Annotated in this window: 14 protein-coding genes; 3 read left to right on the forward strand and 11 right to left on the reverse strand. The window is 38.4% G+C overall.

Features of this window, described 5'->3' with window-relative positions; translation table 11 throughout:
- Positions 1-462 precede the first annotated feature (462 nt).
- The 5 genes from mnmE to ACM40_RS06830 all read right to left on the reverse strand — a co-directional run bounded on the left by mnmE (position 463) and on the right by ACM40_RS06830 (position 6,614).
- A complete protein-coding gene (mnmE, locus tag ACM40_RS06810) occupies positions 463-1,848 on the reverse strand; it encodes a tRNA uridine-5-carboxymethylaminomethyl(34) synthesis GTPase MnmE (protein WP_048502081.1) in 1,386 nt (461 codons plus the stop codon).
- 382 nt (positions 1,849-2,230) lie between these two features.
- Positions 2,231-2,809: an NAD(P)H-dependent oxidoreductase gene (locus ACM40_RS06815; RefSeq protein ID WP_048502082.1), complete on the reverse strand. Its 579-nt coding sequence runs from the start codon at positions 2,807-2,809 to the stop codon at positions 2,231-2,233.
- Entirely contained in the window at positions 2,806-3,828 is a 1,023-nt protein-coding gene (locus tag ACM40_RS06820; protein WP_048502083.1) for a saccharopine dehydrogenase, read from the reverse strand. Before ACM40_RS06820 ends, ACM40_RS06815 begins: the two co-directional genes overlap by 4 nt.
- Before the next feature lie 101 nt (positions 3,829-3,929).
- Positions 3,930-4,496, reverse strand: coding sequence for a Crp/Fnr family transcriptional regulator (locus tag ACM40_RS06825; protein ID WP_048502084.1), 567 nt, complete (start codon positions 4,494-4,496; stop codon positions 3,930-3,932).
- 348 nt (positions 4,497-4,844) lie between these two features.
- Positions 4,845-6,614 (reverse strand): aminopeptidase P family protein, encoded by a 1,770-nt coding sequence (locus tag ACM40_RS06830; protein WP_048502085.1) that lies wholly within the window; start codon positions 6,612-6,614, stop codon positions 4,845-4,847.
- A gap of 281 nt (positions 6,615-6,895) precedes the next feature.
- Here ACM40_RS06830 and ACM40_RS06835 point away from each other — a divergent pair, with 281 nt between their 5' ends.
- From ACM40_RS06835 to ACM40_RS06845, 3 genes are read left to right on the forward strand one after another with little or no spacing between them, the layout of a single operon-like run.
- Positions 6,896-7,333, forward strand: coding sequence for a DUF6526 family protein (locus tag ACM40_RS06835; protein ID WP_048502086.1), 438 nt, complete (start codon positions 6,896-6,898; stop codon positions 7,331-7,333).
- A 23-nt stretch (positions 7,334-7,356) separates the two neighbouring features.
- Positions 7,357-7,524, forward strand: a complete 168-nt coding sequence (locus tag ACM40_RS06840; protein ID WP_048502087.1) for a hypothetical protein — start codon at positions 7,357-7,359, stop codon at positions 7,522-7,524.
- A gap of 9 nt (positions 7,525-7,533) precedes the next feature.
- A complete protein-coding gene (locus ACM40_RS06845; protein ID WP_048502088.1) occupies positions 7,534-8,640 on the forward strand; it encodes a DNA topoisomerase IB in 1,107 nt (368 codons plus the stop codon).
- A gap of 41 nt (positions 8,641-8,681) precedes the next feature.
- Here ACM40_RS06845 and ACM40_RS06850 read toward each other — a convergent pair whose 3' ends face one another.
- The 6 genes from ACM40_RS06850 to ureG form a co-directional block, all read right to left on the reverse strand.
- Positions 8,682-9,575 (reverse strand): helix-turn-helix domain-containing protein, encoded by an 894-nt coding sequence (locus ACM40_RS06850; RefSeq protein WP_048502089.1) that lies wholly within the window; start codon positions 9,573-9,575, stop codon positions 8,682-8,684.
- Positions 9,576-9,764: 189 nt separating this feature from the next.
- Positions 9,765-12,011 (reverse strand): TonB-dependent receptor, encoded by a 2,247-nt coding sequence (locus ACM40_RS06855; RefSeq protein ID WP_048502090.1) that lies wholly within the window; start codon positions 12,009-12,011, stop codon positions 9,765-9,767.
- A gap of 186 nt (positions 12,012-12,197) precedes the next feature.
- Positions 12,198-13,088: an urea transporter gene (locus ACM40_RS06860; RefSeq protein WP_048502091.1), complete on the reverse strand. Its 891-nt coding sequence runs from the start codon at positions 13,086-13,088 to the stop codon at positions 12,198-12,200.
- Between the two features lie 205 nt (positions 13,089-13,293).
- Positions 13,294-13,995 (reverse strand): membrane protein, encoded by a 702-nt coding sequence (locus ACM40_RS06865; protein ID WP_048502092.1) that lies wholly within the window; start codon positions 13,993-13,995, stop codon positions 13,294-13,296.
- A 141-nt stretch (positions 13,996-14,136) separates the two neighbouring features.
- A complete protein-coding gene (locus ACM40_RS06870; protein ID WP_048502093.1) occupies positions 14,137-14,925 on the reverse strand; it encodes an urease accessory protein UreD in 789 nt (262 codons plus the stop codon).
- A complete protein-coding gene (gene ureG, locus ACM40_RS06875) occupies positions 14,926-15,564 on the reverse strand; it encodes an urease accessory protein UreG (RefSeq protein ID WP_048502094.1) in 639 nt (212 codons plus the stop codon).
- Positions 15,565-15,595 lie beyond the last annotated feature (31 nt).

Raw genomic sequence — 15,595 nt, forward strand, 5'->3', positions numbered from 1 at the left:
AAAACAATGCTATTACCAACAAAAATTAGTACACTCTTTTGATATTCAATAAAAAAATATAATCCCTGGCATATTGGAATTAGTAATAGAAAACCGAAATAAAAAAAATAGCCTAAAGAATTAATAAATACTTGAAGTAAAAATGTTGGGCCAAAAACATAAAAATACAAATATCTGTTATTGAAGATGTTAAAAATGTAATTATTTACTATACAATAAATTACTATTGATAATGAAATTATCAGGGGCGTTATAAGATACTTGTAGTAAGCATAAAAATTACTATCATGATCAATATTAGGAAATTTACAGCTTTCATTATGGTTATTATTTAATAAACAAAATTAAATAATTGCTACAGATTAAAAACCAATCAGTAAGAATTTTTTCTTGAAGCTCTTCAAAAGAAAAAGACTAATATTTGAATTTATGCAATATTCATATGGATTCACAGAAGACAGGCTATTTGCCGATACAAAACTTAGAAAAAATATTTCCCAGCACTTCATCATTAGTTACTTCTCCTGAGATTTCACCAAGATGCTCCAAAGCATTTCTTAATTCATAAGCCAGCAGTTCTGTAGAAATCTGGAAAGAAATGGCCTCCTTAACTTTATGAATAGCGTCCAGAGATTTACGGAGGGCTTCAAGATGTCGCTGATTGGTAATAACGACATTATTTTCTTGTGATTTGAGCTGTTCAACGTAGGAAGACAGTTCATTCTTAAGATCCTGGATATTTTGATTTTCTACGGCGGATATCCTGATAAAATCAAAATCCTGGGTAATTTCTTTTCTGAAAATATCTTCTACGGCTTCATATTTTGGAGGAAGCACTTCATCTATTTTTGTGGCACAGATAATCAACTTCAGATCGTCTCTCTGTAAAGATTTTATCATTTCGATATCTTCAGAATAATCTTCCGTAGCAGCATCTGCAAGGTAGACCAAAACATTCGCATTCTCTACTTTTTCTTTAGCTTTTTTTACTCCGATGGCTTCAATTTCATCCTGGGTTTCACGAAGTCCGGCCGTATCAATCAGACGGAATGCGTGGCCTTTGATATGCAGCACCTCTTCAATAGTATCTCTCGTAGTTCCGGCAATGTTGCTTACAATTGCTCTTTCTTCCTTCAACAAAGCATTTAACAGGGTAGATTTTCCGGCGTTGGGTTTACCAATAATGGCAACCGCAGTTCCGTTTTTGATGGCATTTCCATACTGGAAACTTTCGATAAGGGAGTCTAATTTTAATTCAATTTTATCCAGCAATCCGTTAAGAGCCGATCTGTCTGCAAACTCCACATCTTCTTCAGCAAAATCCAGCTCAAGTTCGATCAGGGAAACGAAATTCAGAAGATCAGTTCTTAAAATTGATATCTCGTTGGTAATTCCACCTTTCAGCTGGTTGATGGCTACTTTTCTGGATGCTTCATTTTCAGAAGCAATCACATCTGCAATCGCTTCAGCCTGCGAAAGGTCTATTCTTCCGTTGATAAAAGCACGAAGGGTAAATTCCCCCGCTTTTGCCATTCTCGCCCCGTTTTTGGTCAGCGTTTCCAGAATACGTTTTCCGATATGCGGTGAACCGTGAAAAGCTATTTCCACAGAATTTTCCGTCGTAAAGCTTTTCGGAGCCAGAAAAATAGAAAGCATCACCTCATCAATAGCTTCTTCACCATCCATGAAGTAACCATAGTGAATGGTATGGGACTTTTGCTTTTCCAGTTTCTTGGAAGGAAAACTCCTCTGAACAACCGGTAAAGCATCGTTCCCTGAAACTCTGATAATCCCTAAAGCTCCTACTCCATTGGCCGTAGCCAGTGCGCAAATCGTATCGTTATTCATGATGCAAATTTACGTTTTTTCAGACTAATTTCCGGAAGAGTCTTTTATACAGATTGTCTATAATTCTGATTGAAGGTTTTTGATATACAAGAAAATTTAACCTTATAGAATAAACAATGAAGCAATCTCAATGAGTGATTATTTATATTAAAGTTGAATAAGCTTTACAAAACCACAAAAGTCACAAAGCTTTCATTTTAAAACACTTTAGTTCAGATAAGATGAAAATCAAAGATTTCACAAAACTTAGGTGTACTTATTATGCATAAAGCTTGACTCTAAAAAAACTTAAATTGTTAAACATAAAAGCTTAAAACTTCAAATGATTATTTTTAATACTTAATAGAGATTGCTTCATCAATTTGTCCCTGAAATAACAGTTTTATTTTTGCTTTCTTCCTGATTCTTCTGCTTTCTGAAGCCATTTCGAGCGCTGAATATCTGTAGAATTTCTTATAATTCCCAAATAAGTAATCCGAACCGGTTTTACTCCACAGAATTCCAGTATTGATTTTTTCAGCTGGTTAATACTTGGTCTTCCGTAAAAAAGCCTGTAATACCATCCTGGCTGATCAAGGGTTGTGATGATATGAGCCGTTTTACCTTTCAGCAGCTTGTCCCACCAAACTGAGTTTTCCCTGTAACGGTAAGCGAATCCCGGGAGAAAAAGCCTGTCAATAAAACCTTTCATCAGCGCAGGCATACCTCCCCACCAGACCGGATGAATCCAGACCAAATGATCTGCCCATTGTATCGTTTTCCATGCATTTAAAAGGTCTGGCTCCAGCTCCATTCTTTTCTGGTATCCGAAGTGAAGAACCGGGTCAAAATTCAGCTCAGCTATTATGATTTCTCTGACTTCCGCTCCTGATTTTTCAGCTCCTTTTCTGTAAGCTTCTGCAATTCCGAAATTGAAGGAACTTTTATTGGGGTGCCCATTGATAATGGCTATTTTTTTCATCGCGATGATTTTATATTAATGGTTTCATAGGCCTTAAGCTTCTCCAGAAGTGATGCCGGCTGATGCAGCTGATGACTGAAGTATACATTACTGTCATGAACCTTTTTCAAGAGCTCTTCCGTGTGGAGTACCGCAGAAAGAGCCGTTAATTCCGCCTGTCCTTTTGTACTTTGAAGGCTTAACTTTTCGTTCCCGGTTTTGGTTTTTATAATGATCTCAAATACGCTCTGATCCCCATTTCCACTTGATCCGAAAATCATTTTCCGTTCTTTCAAAGATAAAATATTAAAAAGTCTGACTTTTTGAAATCCTCCCAAAAGCCATGTTATAAATTTTGAATTGTAAGTCATCTTAACACTTACATTGGGTATTTTTTCAATCTGATTAAGAATATATAAATCCGGTACATCAAAATTATAAGCTCCCCTTTTCCCAATCCCGAAAGAAAAATCAAAATCCTCCGAATCTAAAAAATGTTTTATGGGAAACGGCCTGTTATTTTCATACCTGATAAAAGGTTTTGCCACATTTTCAGCCATAAAGTGAGCCGAACTCTCCCCTGCAAGATCTTTTACCGAATAATACACAAAAAGCTTAACCTCCTGGATATCCTGCATGTTGCCTGCCAACGTCTTTACCAGACCGTTGACGATCCCTCCCATCCATCCGGAACTGAATACAATCCTGCTCTGTATAGCTTTATTTTTCGCAATGGCGTAGGCTTTTACAAGGTCGGGGGTTGGCTTCGTAATATCCAGGTAATCTATCTTATTTTCTATAACGAAACGAAGAATATGGTCTTCTTTATCATTTACGGACAGAATGACCAGGTCAATTTCCTTTTCCTTGATCACTCGAAAAGTACGCGGATCCGTCACATCAATTTTAAGATGATTACCTGTTCCTCCTTTTCTGCCACCAATAAAAATATTGACATGCGGGTTTCTTGATTTCAGAATGCGGATGATCGTTTTACCTACAAGGCCGTTACCTCCAACGACCAGAATATTGTGCTCCATATATTTTTTTTACAAAATTATAGAGCTGCTTCACGGTGGTGTAGGACAAATGTCTAAAACGGAAGTATCCAGGGATTTTTAATCCCATTCTATATTCTTCCTTATACGCTAATTTCTTTTCTTATTCTGCTAAGGTGCCTTTGGGTAATCCCTAAATAAGAGGCCAGGTATTGCAGCGGAATTTTCTGAACATAGTCGGGCTGATGGCCAAGCAAAGCCTCATACCGTTGTGCTGCGCTATCTCTTTGGAGCTGAAAAAATCTTTTTTCAAGTTCAAGATATTCCTGTTCTGCAATTATCTTTAAAAATTTGGTCCAGTTCAGATCATCTTTTACCAGATGATCTACAGCATCTTTTTTTAAAACCATCAGATCGGCATCGGTTATAGCCTGCATATTTTCCCTGCTGGGACAATCTGAAATAAAGGAAGAATAGCCCGCCATAAGCTGATCGGGAAACCTGAAACAATAGGTCATATCTTTTCCCGTATCTGAAATATAATAGGAACGAAAAATCCCGGATACAATAAATGCTATTTCCCTGCATCTGTCACCTTCCTGCACAAAAAAATCATTTTTATATACCTTTCTGGCTTCAAAAAGCTGTAAGAAAGCCTGAATCTCAGCTTCTGAGAATATATTGAAGCTTCGGAAATAGTTTTCTATCATATTTTTCAAATTATCACTTGGTATTTCTGGATTCTTCAGCGAAATTAAGCAAATACAAGTTCATTACAAACATTGGGGATCTACATCGTTGAAAAAAATAAAACCACTTCAGAACGAAATGGTTTTACCTGCTTTGAATTTACTAAGTATATGAAGATATGAATGATGTTTTGTTGATACAAAGATATAAGGTCCTGCATAATCTGCTGTCAGGGGAATCCCTACAATTATTTCCGTAAAAATACGGTTGCATTTACAAAAAAGCCCTGCAGATTTCTCTGCAGGGCTTCAAGAATTTATCTAACAATTATAATGTTCAATAGATATCAGGGTAATTTATTACTTAATCTAAAGTGGGCTTACCAGATCCAGGAACCATGTTTTAACATCTCCTTCAAGATATGGTCCTAACTTTTCTTCACAGGTTCTGTGGTAATCGTTCAGCCATTCAACTTCTTTTTCAGAAAGGATTTCTTTCACGATCGTATCTTTAAAGAACGGGCAGAAAGTAAGCGTTTCAAATTCATAGAAGGTTCCGTGGATTGTTTTTTCAGCTTCTTTTACGGCAATCAGGTTTTCGTGACGGATTCCGTACTCCCCTTCCAGATAATATCCCGGTTCATTGGAGCATACCATTCCCGGAAGAAGATCCTGCGGGTTCATATCTTTTCTGATGTTCTGAGGACCTTCGTGAACATTCATAAAGCTTCCCACTCCGTGACCTGTCCCGTGGTTGAAATCTTTCCCTTCCATCCACAAAGGAAGTCTTGCAATAGCATCAAGGTGAACTCCTTTTGTGCCTTTCGGGAATTTCACCATGGATAAACGGATCAGGCCCTGAAGCACTAATGTAGAATTTCTTTTGAAATCTTCAGAAGCAGTTCCTAGGGCTAAAGTTCTTGTAATATCGGTAGTTCCTTCAAGGTATTGCCCTCCTGAATCCACCAGAATGGTTGCTTCATTGGTAACCTCTTTGCTTCCCTCACTTTTGGCGGAATAATGCATAATGGCACCATTGTCTTTGTATCCTACAATACTTCCGAAGCTTTCTCCCACGAAGTTTTCACCTTCCGCACGAAAGTCTCTCAGCTTTTCTCCGATAGTGTATTCGTTCATGCTTTCTTTTCCCGCCTGATGAGTCAGCCAGTAAAGAAATTTCACCATAGCAACACCGTCTCTTACCATTACTGTTCTGAAACCTTCCAGCTCAGTTTCATTTTTCTGGGCTTTCATCAGGTTGCCGGGAACCGGAGCTTTTGTAAAGCGGTTATTTTCTTTCAGGGTTTCAAAAATCATCTGGTTACTGTTGGGAGAAACCAAAATATTTTCGTTTTTGAACGTTTTCAGATAAGTGTAAAACTCTTCATAAGGCATCATTTTCACAAAAGAATCATCCATTTGTTTTCTTGCCTCCACTTCCAGTTTTTCAAGGTCGGTGAAAAGCACTGCATCATTTTTGGTAATCACTACATATCCTAAAAATACAGGGTTACTTTGTACATCACTTCCTCTTAAATTCAGGGTCCATGCTACATCATCAAGGCTTGATACAATATGAACGGTAGTTCCCTGATCTTCCATTTTCTGACGGATTGCTGCCAACTTGTCGGTAACAGATTTTCCGGCTCTTTCTACAGGATGTACAAAAATTGGATTTTTTGAAGGCGTTCCCCGGTCTTTCCAGATCTCTTTTAAAAGCGGAAGATCGATCAGGGTTATATTTTTTGACTGCAATTTCTGTGAAAGCAGTTCCCAATTGGCATTTGAAGTGGCAACGGCATTGACGGCTACTTTTCCTCCCGCAGGAATTTCGGAAATAATCCAGTCTATATAATTGGGAGTTCCTTCCATTCCGTCTTTGAAAAGATCGATTCCTGAACCTTCCAGCTCAAGGGCTGCTTGGGTAAAATACCTTCCATCTGTCCAGAGTCCTGCTTTGTCTTTTGTAATTACCACAAAACCTGCAGAACCTAAAAATCCCGACAGCCAAGCTCTTTCCTGCCATTCTTCAGGCAGATATTCGCTCATATGCGGATCTGCAGAATATATTATAAATGCATCAACATTATTTTTCTGCATTTCTTCACGAAGCGCAGCCACTTTTTCCTTTGAAGTCATTCTTTTCTTTTTTTAAACACGGAAAGTTACAAAAAAATGAGGTTCAGAAATGAAATCCGAAGCGTAATTTCGTTAATAATCTGTTATTTTTTCTTTACAAACACTTTGACACAATTAAATTTTCCAATTGCTGTAAGGTTGAGTTTAAATAAGCTCTTGAACTTTACGATTTAATTAAAATAATCTACAATATTAATCTCAATAACGATTTACATACCACAAAAACAATATTATCATTAAACATATAAAGTTTTGGAAAGATTATTGCTACTATTCACCGTATGAGAGAGCAGAATTACAAAAACCACAGAAAGTTTTATCCGCCGCATCATTTCATTTATCTTCCGATATTAATTGTATTGGAAATTTATGGAATATATAAAATCTGGGATGATATTGAAAATCAGCTGGTCTGGATATTATTTTCTATCGTCATATTTCTGCTTTTCTATCTGGCTTTTATGACGCGACAGCATTATGCGCTTGGACTGCAAAACCGAATGGTAATGCTTGAATTTAAACAACGGTATTTTGAAATTTTCGGGCAAAGATCTGATGAAGTTGCTGATCAATTGAAATTTGACCAGATCGCGGCATTGAGGTTTGCCTATGATGATGAATTCAAAGAGCTTTTGTACAAAGCACTTCACGAAAACATCTCCGGCGATGAAATAAAGCGCTCCATCAAAAACTGGAGAGCCGACAACCAAAGAATTTAATATAACACCAAAATATTTATATCATGAAAAAGTTGACTTTATACAGTATGACTGTATTCACGTTATTAACATTAACAAGCTGTGAAGCAATAGAAACCATTTTCAAGGCTGGAATGTGGTGGGGAATCATCCTGGTCGTTGCAGTTGTAGTAATCCTTTTTCTGATCTTTTCGAGGGGTAAGAACTCTTAACCATTTTTTATGGAGAAGAATACTGACCTGGAAATTATTTCCCACTTAAAGCCTTCAAAAATTGTAAAGATCATGAAGGATCCCGAAGCCTCCGCAAAGGCGGTACATCTTATATATACCACCGATGCGGAAACTGCCGGGATTACCCGTAAGAAAACCGGAAAAAAGTATTCTTATTACAGGGAAGGCGAGAAAATTAAGGATAAGGATGAAATCACCCGCATCAACAAGCTGGTTATTCCTCCTGCATGGGAAAACGTTTGGATTTGCGCCTTGGAAAACGGCCATCTTCAGGCCACAGGTTTTGATGCAAAACGCAGGAAACAATATCGCTACCATCCTCTTTGGAGCGCTTTAAGAAACCACACCAAATTTTACAGAATGCTTCAGTTCGGGTATGCTTTGCCCAATATACGGCTTCAAGTAGAGCAGGATTTGGCCCTGAGGAATTTCGAGAAAAGAAAAATACTGGCATTAATTGTAAGTTTAATGCAGCATACGAATATCCGCATTGGCAACAATGCGTATGAAAAACTATACGGATCTTTCGGATTAACAACTTTAAAAGATAAACACGTAAAAATCAAAGGTCAGAAAATGACTTTTACATTTAAAGGAAAAAAGGGGATCATGCATTCTATTGATCTTAGGAGCAGAAGGCTTTCAAGGCTTGTGCAGAAATGTAAGGATATTCCCGGAAAAGAGCTTTTCCAATATTTTGATGAGGAAGGAAACCGTCATTCTGTAGATTCGGGGATGGTGAATGAGTATATTAAGGAAATAAGCGGGGAAGATTTTACCGCTAAAGATTTCAGAACATGGTCGGGAACGGTAAGTGCTTTGATCGCTTTTAAAGAAATCGGCTACGCTGAAAATAACAGTCAATATAAAAAGAAGGTAAAAGAAGCCCTCGAAATCGTTGCCCAGCACCTGGGAAATACCAGTACGGTCTGCAGGAAATACTATGTGCATCCGCTGGTTATTAATCTATACGAAAACAACACGATCAAAAAATACCTTGACGAGCTGGAACAGATTGAGGAAAACGATGGCAAGGCAGACCTCACCCATGAAGAAAAACTGGTACTGAAAATTCTGGAGAACGAAAAGATGTAACGAAGAATGAAAGGTTACCTCAGCCTTCAGCTTCTCATTTTTCAATTTTCAATCGGAACCTTATTTGTTAAAAAATTGGCTCTGTATTCTTTCGGCGTGATTCCTGCAATTTTTTTGAAAAGCTGGGTGAAATGTGATGCGGTCTGGAAGTTCAGTTCATAGGCAATTTCTGCAATATCCCGGCTTGAATGAAGCAAAGCTTTGCTGTAATTGATGTCGATTTCGTTGATCCATTGCTTGGGTGATTTCTGGGTCACATTTTTCACACATTTATTAAGATAGCTTTCCGTTACTGAAAGTTTGCCTGCATAAAAAGCCACTCTTTTTTCCCCGACATGATATTTAAACAAAAGATCCCGGAACTGAAGCGAAAGTTCCATAGGTCTTGTAGCAGATTTATGATGGTTATCGGAATCTGTATTCAGCATTTTCATGAGAATCAGGTGCAGCATAGTGACAACCACTTCATTTAAGTTAAGATTGTTGAGCCAAAGTTCCTGCTCCATAATCGGAAGGAGTTGGGTAATGGTCCCGTAAGTAAGGCTGTCGAGATTAAGGAAAGGCGTCATAAAGAAAATACTGCTTTTATGTTTGGGTAGTTCCTGTTCGGACAGGATATTATTTTCATAGGCCAGGAAAAACCCTTCAATATCATCGGAAAGTTCCAGGGTGGCAGTAATTGTTCCCTGCTTAATAAAGATTACACCTCCTTTTTCTGCATGATACTCCTTATTTTCAAGATATTGCCGGATATGACCGTTGGTTACAAAAATAATAAAGTTAAAGGTCGTACGGTACGGAATCACCGGAATCAGAATTCCTTTAAGATAATTCTCCAGCCGGTAAAGCTGTATATCGGCATTATTGGCTAATATTTTCTCCGTAATATTCGGGAGGAAAAGCTTTTTATACTGAAAATTGGATAATACTTCCATATCCGATAAATGATTTAATAAAGTTAGACAAAATTTGATTAATCAGGCTAAAAGGTTTGAGGTTGGGAGAGTCTTAGATTGATAGAGTCAATCAAGTTGGAAATATTCTGGTAAATTTTCAAAAGATTTTTTTTCACTATTCTACCATACTTTTATACCCAAACTCTCAAACTCTCCCACGCTCAAACCCTAAAACTTATAATACACTCCTACTTTCACTCCCAACGGGCTTTCCGGCGTATAGGTAAGATCGGTAACGGATTCTGCTTCGCCTTTTAACTGGGTTTCTGTGGCAAACTGAGCTTCGTTCCATTTTACATTAAAAAGATTATTTACCTGAATATTCGCACCCCATTTCTGGCGGCTGTAGGATAGCATAAGATCATTGACGAAATAAGCTTTTGTTCTGATGCTGTTGTCTTCCACAGCAGGTCTTGATCCAAGGTACCTGTACTGAAACCCTACCGAGAATCTCTGCAGAAAATCCCAGTTGACGGATCCTGTACTGGTGACAACAGGAGCCAGCGGAATGTAATCCTTACCTTTTTCTTCCTCAATGAATCTTGCATGGGAATAATTGATATCTGCATTGAAATAGAAATTTTCCACCGGCTGGAAACGGATTCCCAGATCCGCCCCGAAGCGTCTTGATTTTCCGGATGGTTCCACTACCGCATCATCTCCTACGTAAACAAACTCCTGCTGAAGATACATATACCATAAAGCCGGAGTAATGATCAATGATTTAAAAGGATGCAGCCTCACTCCGAGATCTCCGCCAATAGAATATGGAAGTGTTTTCTGATCAGGATTTGGAACAACTACTCTCAGGTCATTGGAGTGGAAGCCCATTCCGGTTTTCAGAAACCACATGACATTATCGTTCTGTGCATAAGAAAAATTAAGTTTCGGGCTTAATCTTGTGGCTTCTTTTGACTGTCCCGAAGGAAGCTGTTCAGGATCCAGAAGATTATGCATATTGAAAATAAAATGATCTGCTCTCAAAGCCGGATTGATGGTCCATTTTCCGGTTTTCCAGATCAGTCCTGAATAAGCATGAAGATTGGTTTCTGTTCCGTTCACGTCAGCTTTTCTGTCCAGCAGAAGATCTCTGTGATAAACATGATTGAGCTGTAGTGTATTGATATCGTCATTTCTTAATCCTACTCCGGAAATCCAGTTCAAAGAGCTGTTTGCGAACGTAAAGCTTTTGGTATATTTTATCTCAGCTCCGTAGATGCTTCTTCCGTCTGTCTGCTGGATTTCGTCACCATGGTCTTTATCATTCAGATAAAAAGTAAAATCCGAATAGAGATTAAAATTATATTTTGAATAAAAAGCCATGGCATCTATCTGTTCCGAAGATGAAATAATGTGCTTAAAGTTCATCTGCAGATTGGTTCTGGAAGTTTTTCCGCCTTCCGTAGGATCAATACTTCCCCATCTGCCGATAATTCCTTCATCTACAGCCCGTTCAGGAATCTGTCCGGAAGCGTTCCAAGAAGAATTAAATGTTGAGAACTGGATGTTGAAATAATCATTATCCGTGATCCACTGGTTGTATTTCCCGAAAATATTAACTCTGTTAAAATTCTGCTTCACATCAAAAGGTCCGTCAGTATAGTTGTATTCTGCGGCTACGTAAGCATTTTTCCTTCCTGTATCGTCATGCAGAATATTGAACATTCCCAGAATTTTTTTTGAATTAAATGAACCGCCTTCCAGTTTGACCATGCTGTTTTTTAATCCGTTATAGGTTTGAAAATCCACATATCCGGCGGTATTAAAATCTCCACGGTCCATATAATAGGCCCCTTTCCCGAAATCAATATTATTTATGGTTTCAGGAATCACAAAATGCAGATCTGAATATCCCTGTCCGTGAGCATGGGAAACAATATTTACCGGCATTCCGTCTACATTGACGCTCACATCTGTACCATGGTCTGCATCAAATCCTCTCAGGAAGAGCTGTTCTGCCTTTCCGCCTCCTGCATGCTGTGCAATGAACAGTCCCGGAACCTTTCTCAGCAGATCCTGAGCGGAATTCACTGGAAATTTGTTAAGGTCCACTTTGGTAATAGCCGTTAAAAACGAACTGTGATTGATGGCTACTTCAGAGATCTGATAGGGTTTGTGCTGCAAAAAGATAACTTTATTTTGATCTTCATCATTTGTTACCACCCATTTAACCTCATCGTATCCCTGACGACTGATGACCAATGTATCGGGAAGACTGGCATCAGGAATGGTAAAAGTTCCGTCTGTTGCTGAATGGGTATGGCTGTTTCCGTGGTTGTATTTTACTAATACATCGGCAATTGGAAATTTATCTTCTGCATCTTTTACTAGCAGTTTTTTTTCTGTTTCCTGGGCGGATATTTTTCCGTTAAAAGCCAGTGCCAGAAATATTACTGCTATTTTAGTTACCTTCATTTTTGATTGAATGTTTATTTTGTTTAGTGTCTGGTAAGAGTCAAGAACCAAGAGACAAGATTTCAGATACCAGATGCTAGATTTTAGATTTTAGATTTTAGATTTTACTATGAATCAAAAAGGCATCTGTATATTGTGTCATATATTTCTTCTATCTTCCTTCCTGCTTTCTTATTTCAAACCCTCCTACTCGGTTTTGTTTGTTTTAAATAATTTTTGAATTAAAAGAGTGATCCATGTTCCCGCAACAAAAGGGAAAGTTAATACACCGCCGAATTCATTCAGAGTGTTATGATCTACCAGAAAATCATCTATAACGACTGTAATAACCACTGCTACCAGTACCCAAAGTCCGTCTTTCTTTTTAAACCCTGAAAAGACAATAGCGGAAAGTACAGCATTGAACCCGAAAAGCCCCATGCGTATCTCTTCAATCGGTTCACCGTTCATGTGGGATATGTAAGACCCTATAATTGCGCTTGCAAAACCATACAGTGCTGCCACCGGCGAACTGATGAAAACAGCTACAAAGAAAATAATCCCTGAAAGTATTCCTCCCTGGAAGATCACTTCTCCAAAAGCATTGGTACAGGTAAGGAAATCATCATAATCTGTGGGAGCTGCAGCTGCTGAGATCATTTCAGAAGGCGGGATCTGTGTAAAATGATGTAATACAAATACACAAACCCATGTAATGATGATGAAAGGAAGCGTAAATACCGGAATCTTTTTCTGAATAAAAAAATGCTGAATCACCGCTGCCAAAGCACCACCTAATATAATCAGCACCCAAATAAGCACTGTTGTCTGGAATACAAATGAAAGGGCAACCCCTACAAGTGCCGCACTGAATCCGTAAAGTCCTGCATTAATTTCAGAAGAATCATATTTAAGCTTCATTGCAGTAAAAGTTCCTGCCATTGTTGAAAGCAATACCGCAACACCGCCCTGCCAGCTTCCTATAAAGATACCGATGAGGAAGAGAAGCCCCGTCCATCTGTTTTCCTGGAGCATAATCTGCCCGATTCCTTTTAAAACATTGTCTATAAAAGGGAATTTTTTAAAAATTTCGTCCATAGTTTTTTTATGTATTCATGTATTGATGTAAAATGTATTAATGCCTTGAAGTAAAGATTTTAGATTTTAGATGCCAGACATCAGATTTCAGATTTCAGATTTTAAGAGCTAACTGGAAAATAAGAAGTTGAAAAATTGCATTTCTTCCATTCTCTATCTTCTTTTTTCACTCTAACTCTAAAATACTCTGGCTCTCCAACCTGGCTTACCATCCCAGAAACACCATCCCAATGCCGCAGACTGTTACCACAGCACCGCTTACCACTCCCATATATCTTTCCAATTTTTCTGTGTTGAATAACGTTGAATAGCCGTAGCGCCCCAGAAGAACCATTCCCAGCATTGTCAGAACAGTTGTTAATGTGAATGAAGTAACCAGCACCGCAATTTCAGACATCGAATGTTTCACTCCTGAGTAGAATAGCAAAGGAATCAGCGGTTCACTGGGACCCATTACGAAGATCATGAAAAGAACCAGAGGAGTTACCTTAATTCTTTTCTGAGGCATCACCATTTCAGTGTGGTTATGTTCATAAACATATACATCATCCCCCATCACATCGAAATGCTTATGAGGTTTGTTTATGATAGCCTGGATCAATCCATACACTAAGTAGATCCCCCCAAATATCAGCAAAGCCCATCCTGAGAAATTTCCTCTGATATCCTGAAACCATGATATTTTATTCAGCTGCCAACCTAAAAACACTCCGATGAAGCCTAAGATTAAAGAGCTTAATACATGCCCGAATCCGCAAACAACAGTTAAGACAGTCGTTTTCATTCTGCTCCATTTTTTGGATTTTGAAAGCACAATAAACGGCAGATAATGATCCGGTCCGGAAGCTGTGTGTATAAAACTTATTGAAATGGCACTTATGAGAAGTGCCCAAACTGTACTGTCCATTCTTCTGTTTTTCTGTTATGCCTAATCTTACTTAGGTTTGGCTAAAGCCATTTATTAATGTTTTTATTTTTTTAGCGGGCTAAAGCCCACTCCTATTGAATTGCATTCTGCCTTAATTCAAAAAGAAATCAAACCGATTATTTATTCTAAAGACCAAAGGATTTCCTGAGCCTGAAGGAAAAAATTATACATCAGTTCACCTCCGTGGCCTAAAGCCCTTACCACAAAACCATTATCTTCCATAGCGGAAACTCCTACTTCCATTGCTTCCTTATGCTGTTCTGCCAGTTCTACAATAGTCTCAACCAAATTATTTTTGTCAATATTGTTTTTTGTACTGTAGAAAATAAGGGTTCCCTGGTGCGTATACTGCTCCAGATTTCCAATACTGCTGATAGGAATCAGATCTGGCTGAATAACAACATTATCCTTGATAACCAGCTTATTTTCATGGTAGATTTCCATCAGATTCTGGAAGCGTTTCAGCTTAAAAACCTCACCGTAATGCTTTCTTCCGCAGGTAATAATTTCACTGATGATGATCTGGCTGTTCTTTCCAACCTGAATATTAGCTTTACTCTGAAAATTGGAATCTTCATGAGGAACCACAGGATGAGGCACATAAGCAAAAGAAGTATTGTCGTCCATCTTTACATTAAGCTCCTGAACAGCTTTATCTTTCATATTGAACAGCCTTTGGTACGACTGGGACTGCAGCTGCAGGGATGAGTCTTTTTCAAGTTCAATATCCAGTTGATAATGATCTCCATCCAGAATTCCAGGGGAAGACGTCATTACCATCTGATAAAGTTTGTTGTCACTTTTCCTCTGCCCTACGGAAACCACCCTGAATGGAAGTGAAACATAGAGGTCTTTCACATAAGATCCTCCATCCTTGAATCCTGCAATGATATGTAAACGGCTGTCCATCTATCTTACCAGGTTCGGTTCTTCAATTTCTTCCAGAAGCGCGTATTTTTTGATCCAGCCGATCACTTTATCCAGACCTTCATCTGTTTTAAGGTTGGTGAAAACAAAAGGATTTCCGTTTCTCATTCTCCTGGCATCTTTTTCCATGACCTCAAGGCTGGCTCCTACGTGTGGGGCAAGATCTATTTTATTAATAATCAACAGATCTGATCTTGTAATACCAGGTCCTCCTTTTCTCGGGATCTTCTCTCCTTCGGCTACATCAATGATAAAAATGGTCACATCCGCTAAGTCGGGACTGAATGTTGCAGATAGATTATCGCCGCCACTTTCGATCAGTACCAGTTCAATATCCGGGAAACGTGCTGCAAGCTCGTCTACTGCTTCCAGATTCATACTTGCATCTTCACGGATCGCGGTGTGCGGGCAGCCTCCTGTTTCTACCCCGATAATTCTGTCATGGGGCAAAAGGCTGTTTTTTGCCATAAATTCGGCATCTTCTTTTGTATAAATATCATTCGTGATCACGCCAAGATCATATTTTCCGAATAATTTTCTGCTTAAGCGTTCCAATAATGCTGTTTTTCCAGAACCAACAGGCCCGGCAACTCCTACTTTTATATATTTTCTGTTTTCCATTTTTTAATTTTATTTATTTTATGAGCAACTT

The sequence above is a fragment of the Chryseobacterium sp. BLS98 genome, assembly GCF_001045445.1.
GTDB lineage: Bacteria > Bacteroidota > Bacteroidia > Flavobacteriales > Weeksellaceae > Chryseobacterium.

Bases quoted from the DNA above. Each gene is read 5' to 3' on its own strand.
- ACM40_RS06865 (WP_048502092.1), bottom strand. From the start codon at position 13,995: ATGGACAGTACAGTTTGGGCACTTCTCATAAGTGCCATTTCAATAAGT.
- ACM40_RS06830 (WP_048502085.1), bottom strand. From the start codon at position 6,614: ATGACTTCAAAGGAAAAAGTGGCTGCGCTTCGTGAAGAAATGCAGAAA.
- ACM40_RS06820 (WP_048502083.1), bottom strand. From the start codon at position 3,828: ATGGAGCACAATATTCTGGTCGTTGGAGGTAACGGCCTTGTAGGTAAA.
- ACM40_RS06840 (WP_048502087.1), top strand. From the start codon at position 7,357: ATGAAAAAGTTGACTTTATACAGTATGACTGTATTCACGTTATTAACA.
- ACM40_RS06860 (WP_048502091.1), bottom strand. From the start codon at position 13,088: ATGGACGAAATTTTTAAAAAATTCCCTTTTATAGACAATGTTTTAAAA.
- mnmE (WP_048502081.1), bottom strand. From the start codon at position 1,848: ATGAATAACGATACGATTTGCGCACTGGCTACGGCCAATGGAGTAGGA.
- ACM40_RS06850 (WP_048502089.1), bottom strand. From the start codon at position 9,575: ATGGAAGTATTATCCAATTTTCAGTATAAAAAGCTTTTCCTCCCGAAT.
- ACM40_RS06835 (WP_048502086.1), top strand. From the start codon at position 6,896: ATGAGAGAGCAGAATTACAAAAACCACAGAAAGTTTTATCCGCCGCAT.
- ureG (WP_048502094.1), bottom strand. From the start codon at position 15,564: ATGGAAAACAGAAAATATATAAAAGTAGGAGTTGCCGGGCCTGTTGGT.
- ACM40_RS06815 (WP_048502082.1), bottom strand. From the start codon at position 2,809: ATGAAAAAAATAGCCATTATCAATGGGCACCCCAATAAAAGTTCCTTC.
- ACM40_RS06870 (WP_048502093.1), bottom strand. From the start codon at position 14,925: ATGGACAGCCGTTTACATATCATTGCAGGATTCAAGGATGGAGGATCT.
- ACM40_RS06825 (WP_048502084.1), bottom strand. From the start codon at position 4,496: ATGATAGAAAACTATTTCCGAAGCTTCAATATATTCTCAGAAGCTGAG.
- ACM40_RS06855 (WP_048502090.1), bottom strand. From the start codon at position 12,011: ATGAAGGTAACTAAAATAGCAGTAATATTTCTGGCACTGGCTTTTAAC.
- ACM40_RS06845 (WP_048502088.1), top strand. From the start codon at position 7,534: ATGGAGAAGAATACTGACCTGGAAATTATTTCCCACTTAAAGCCTTCA.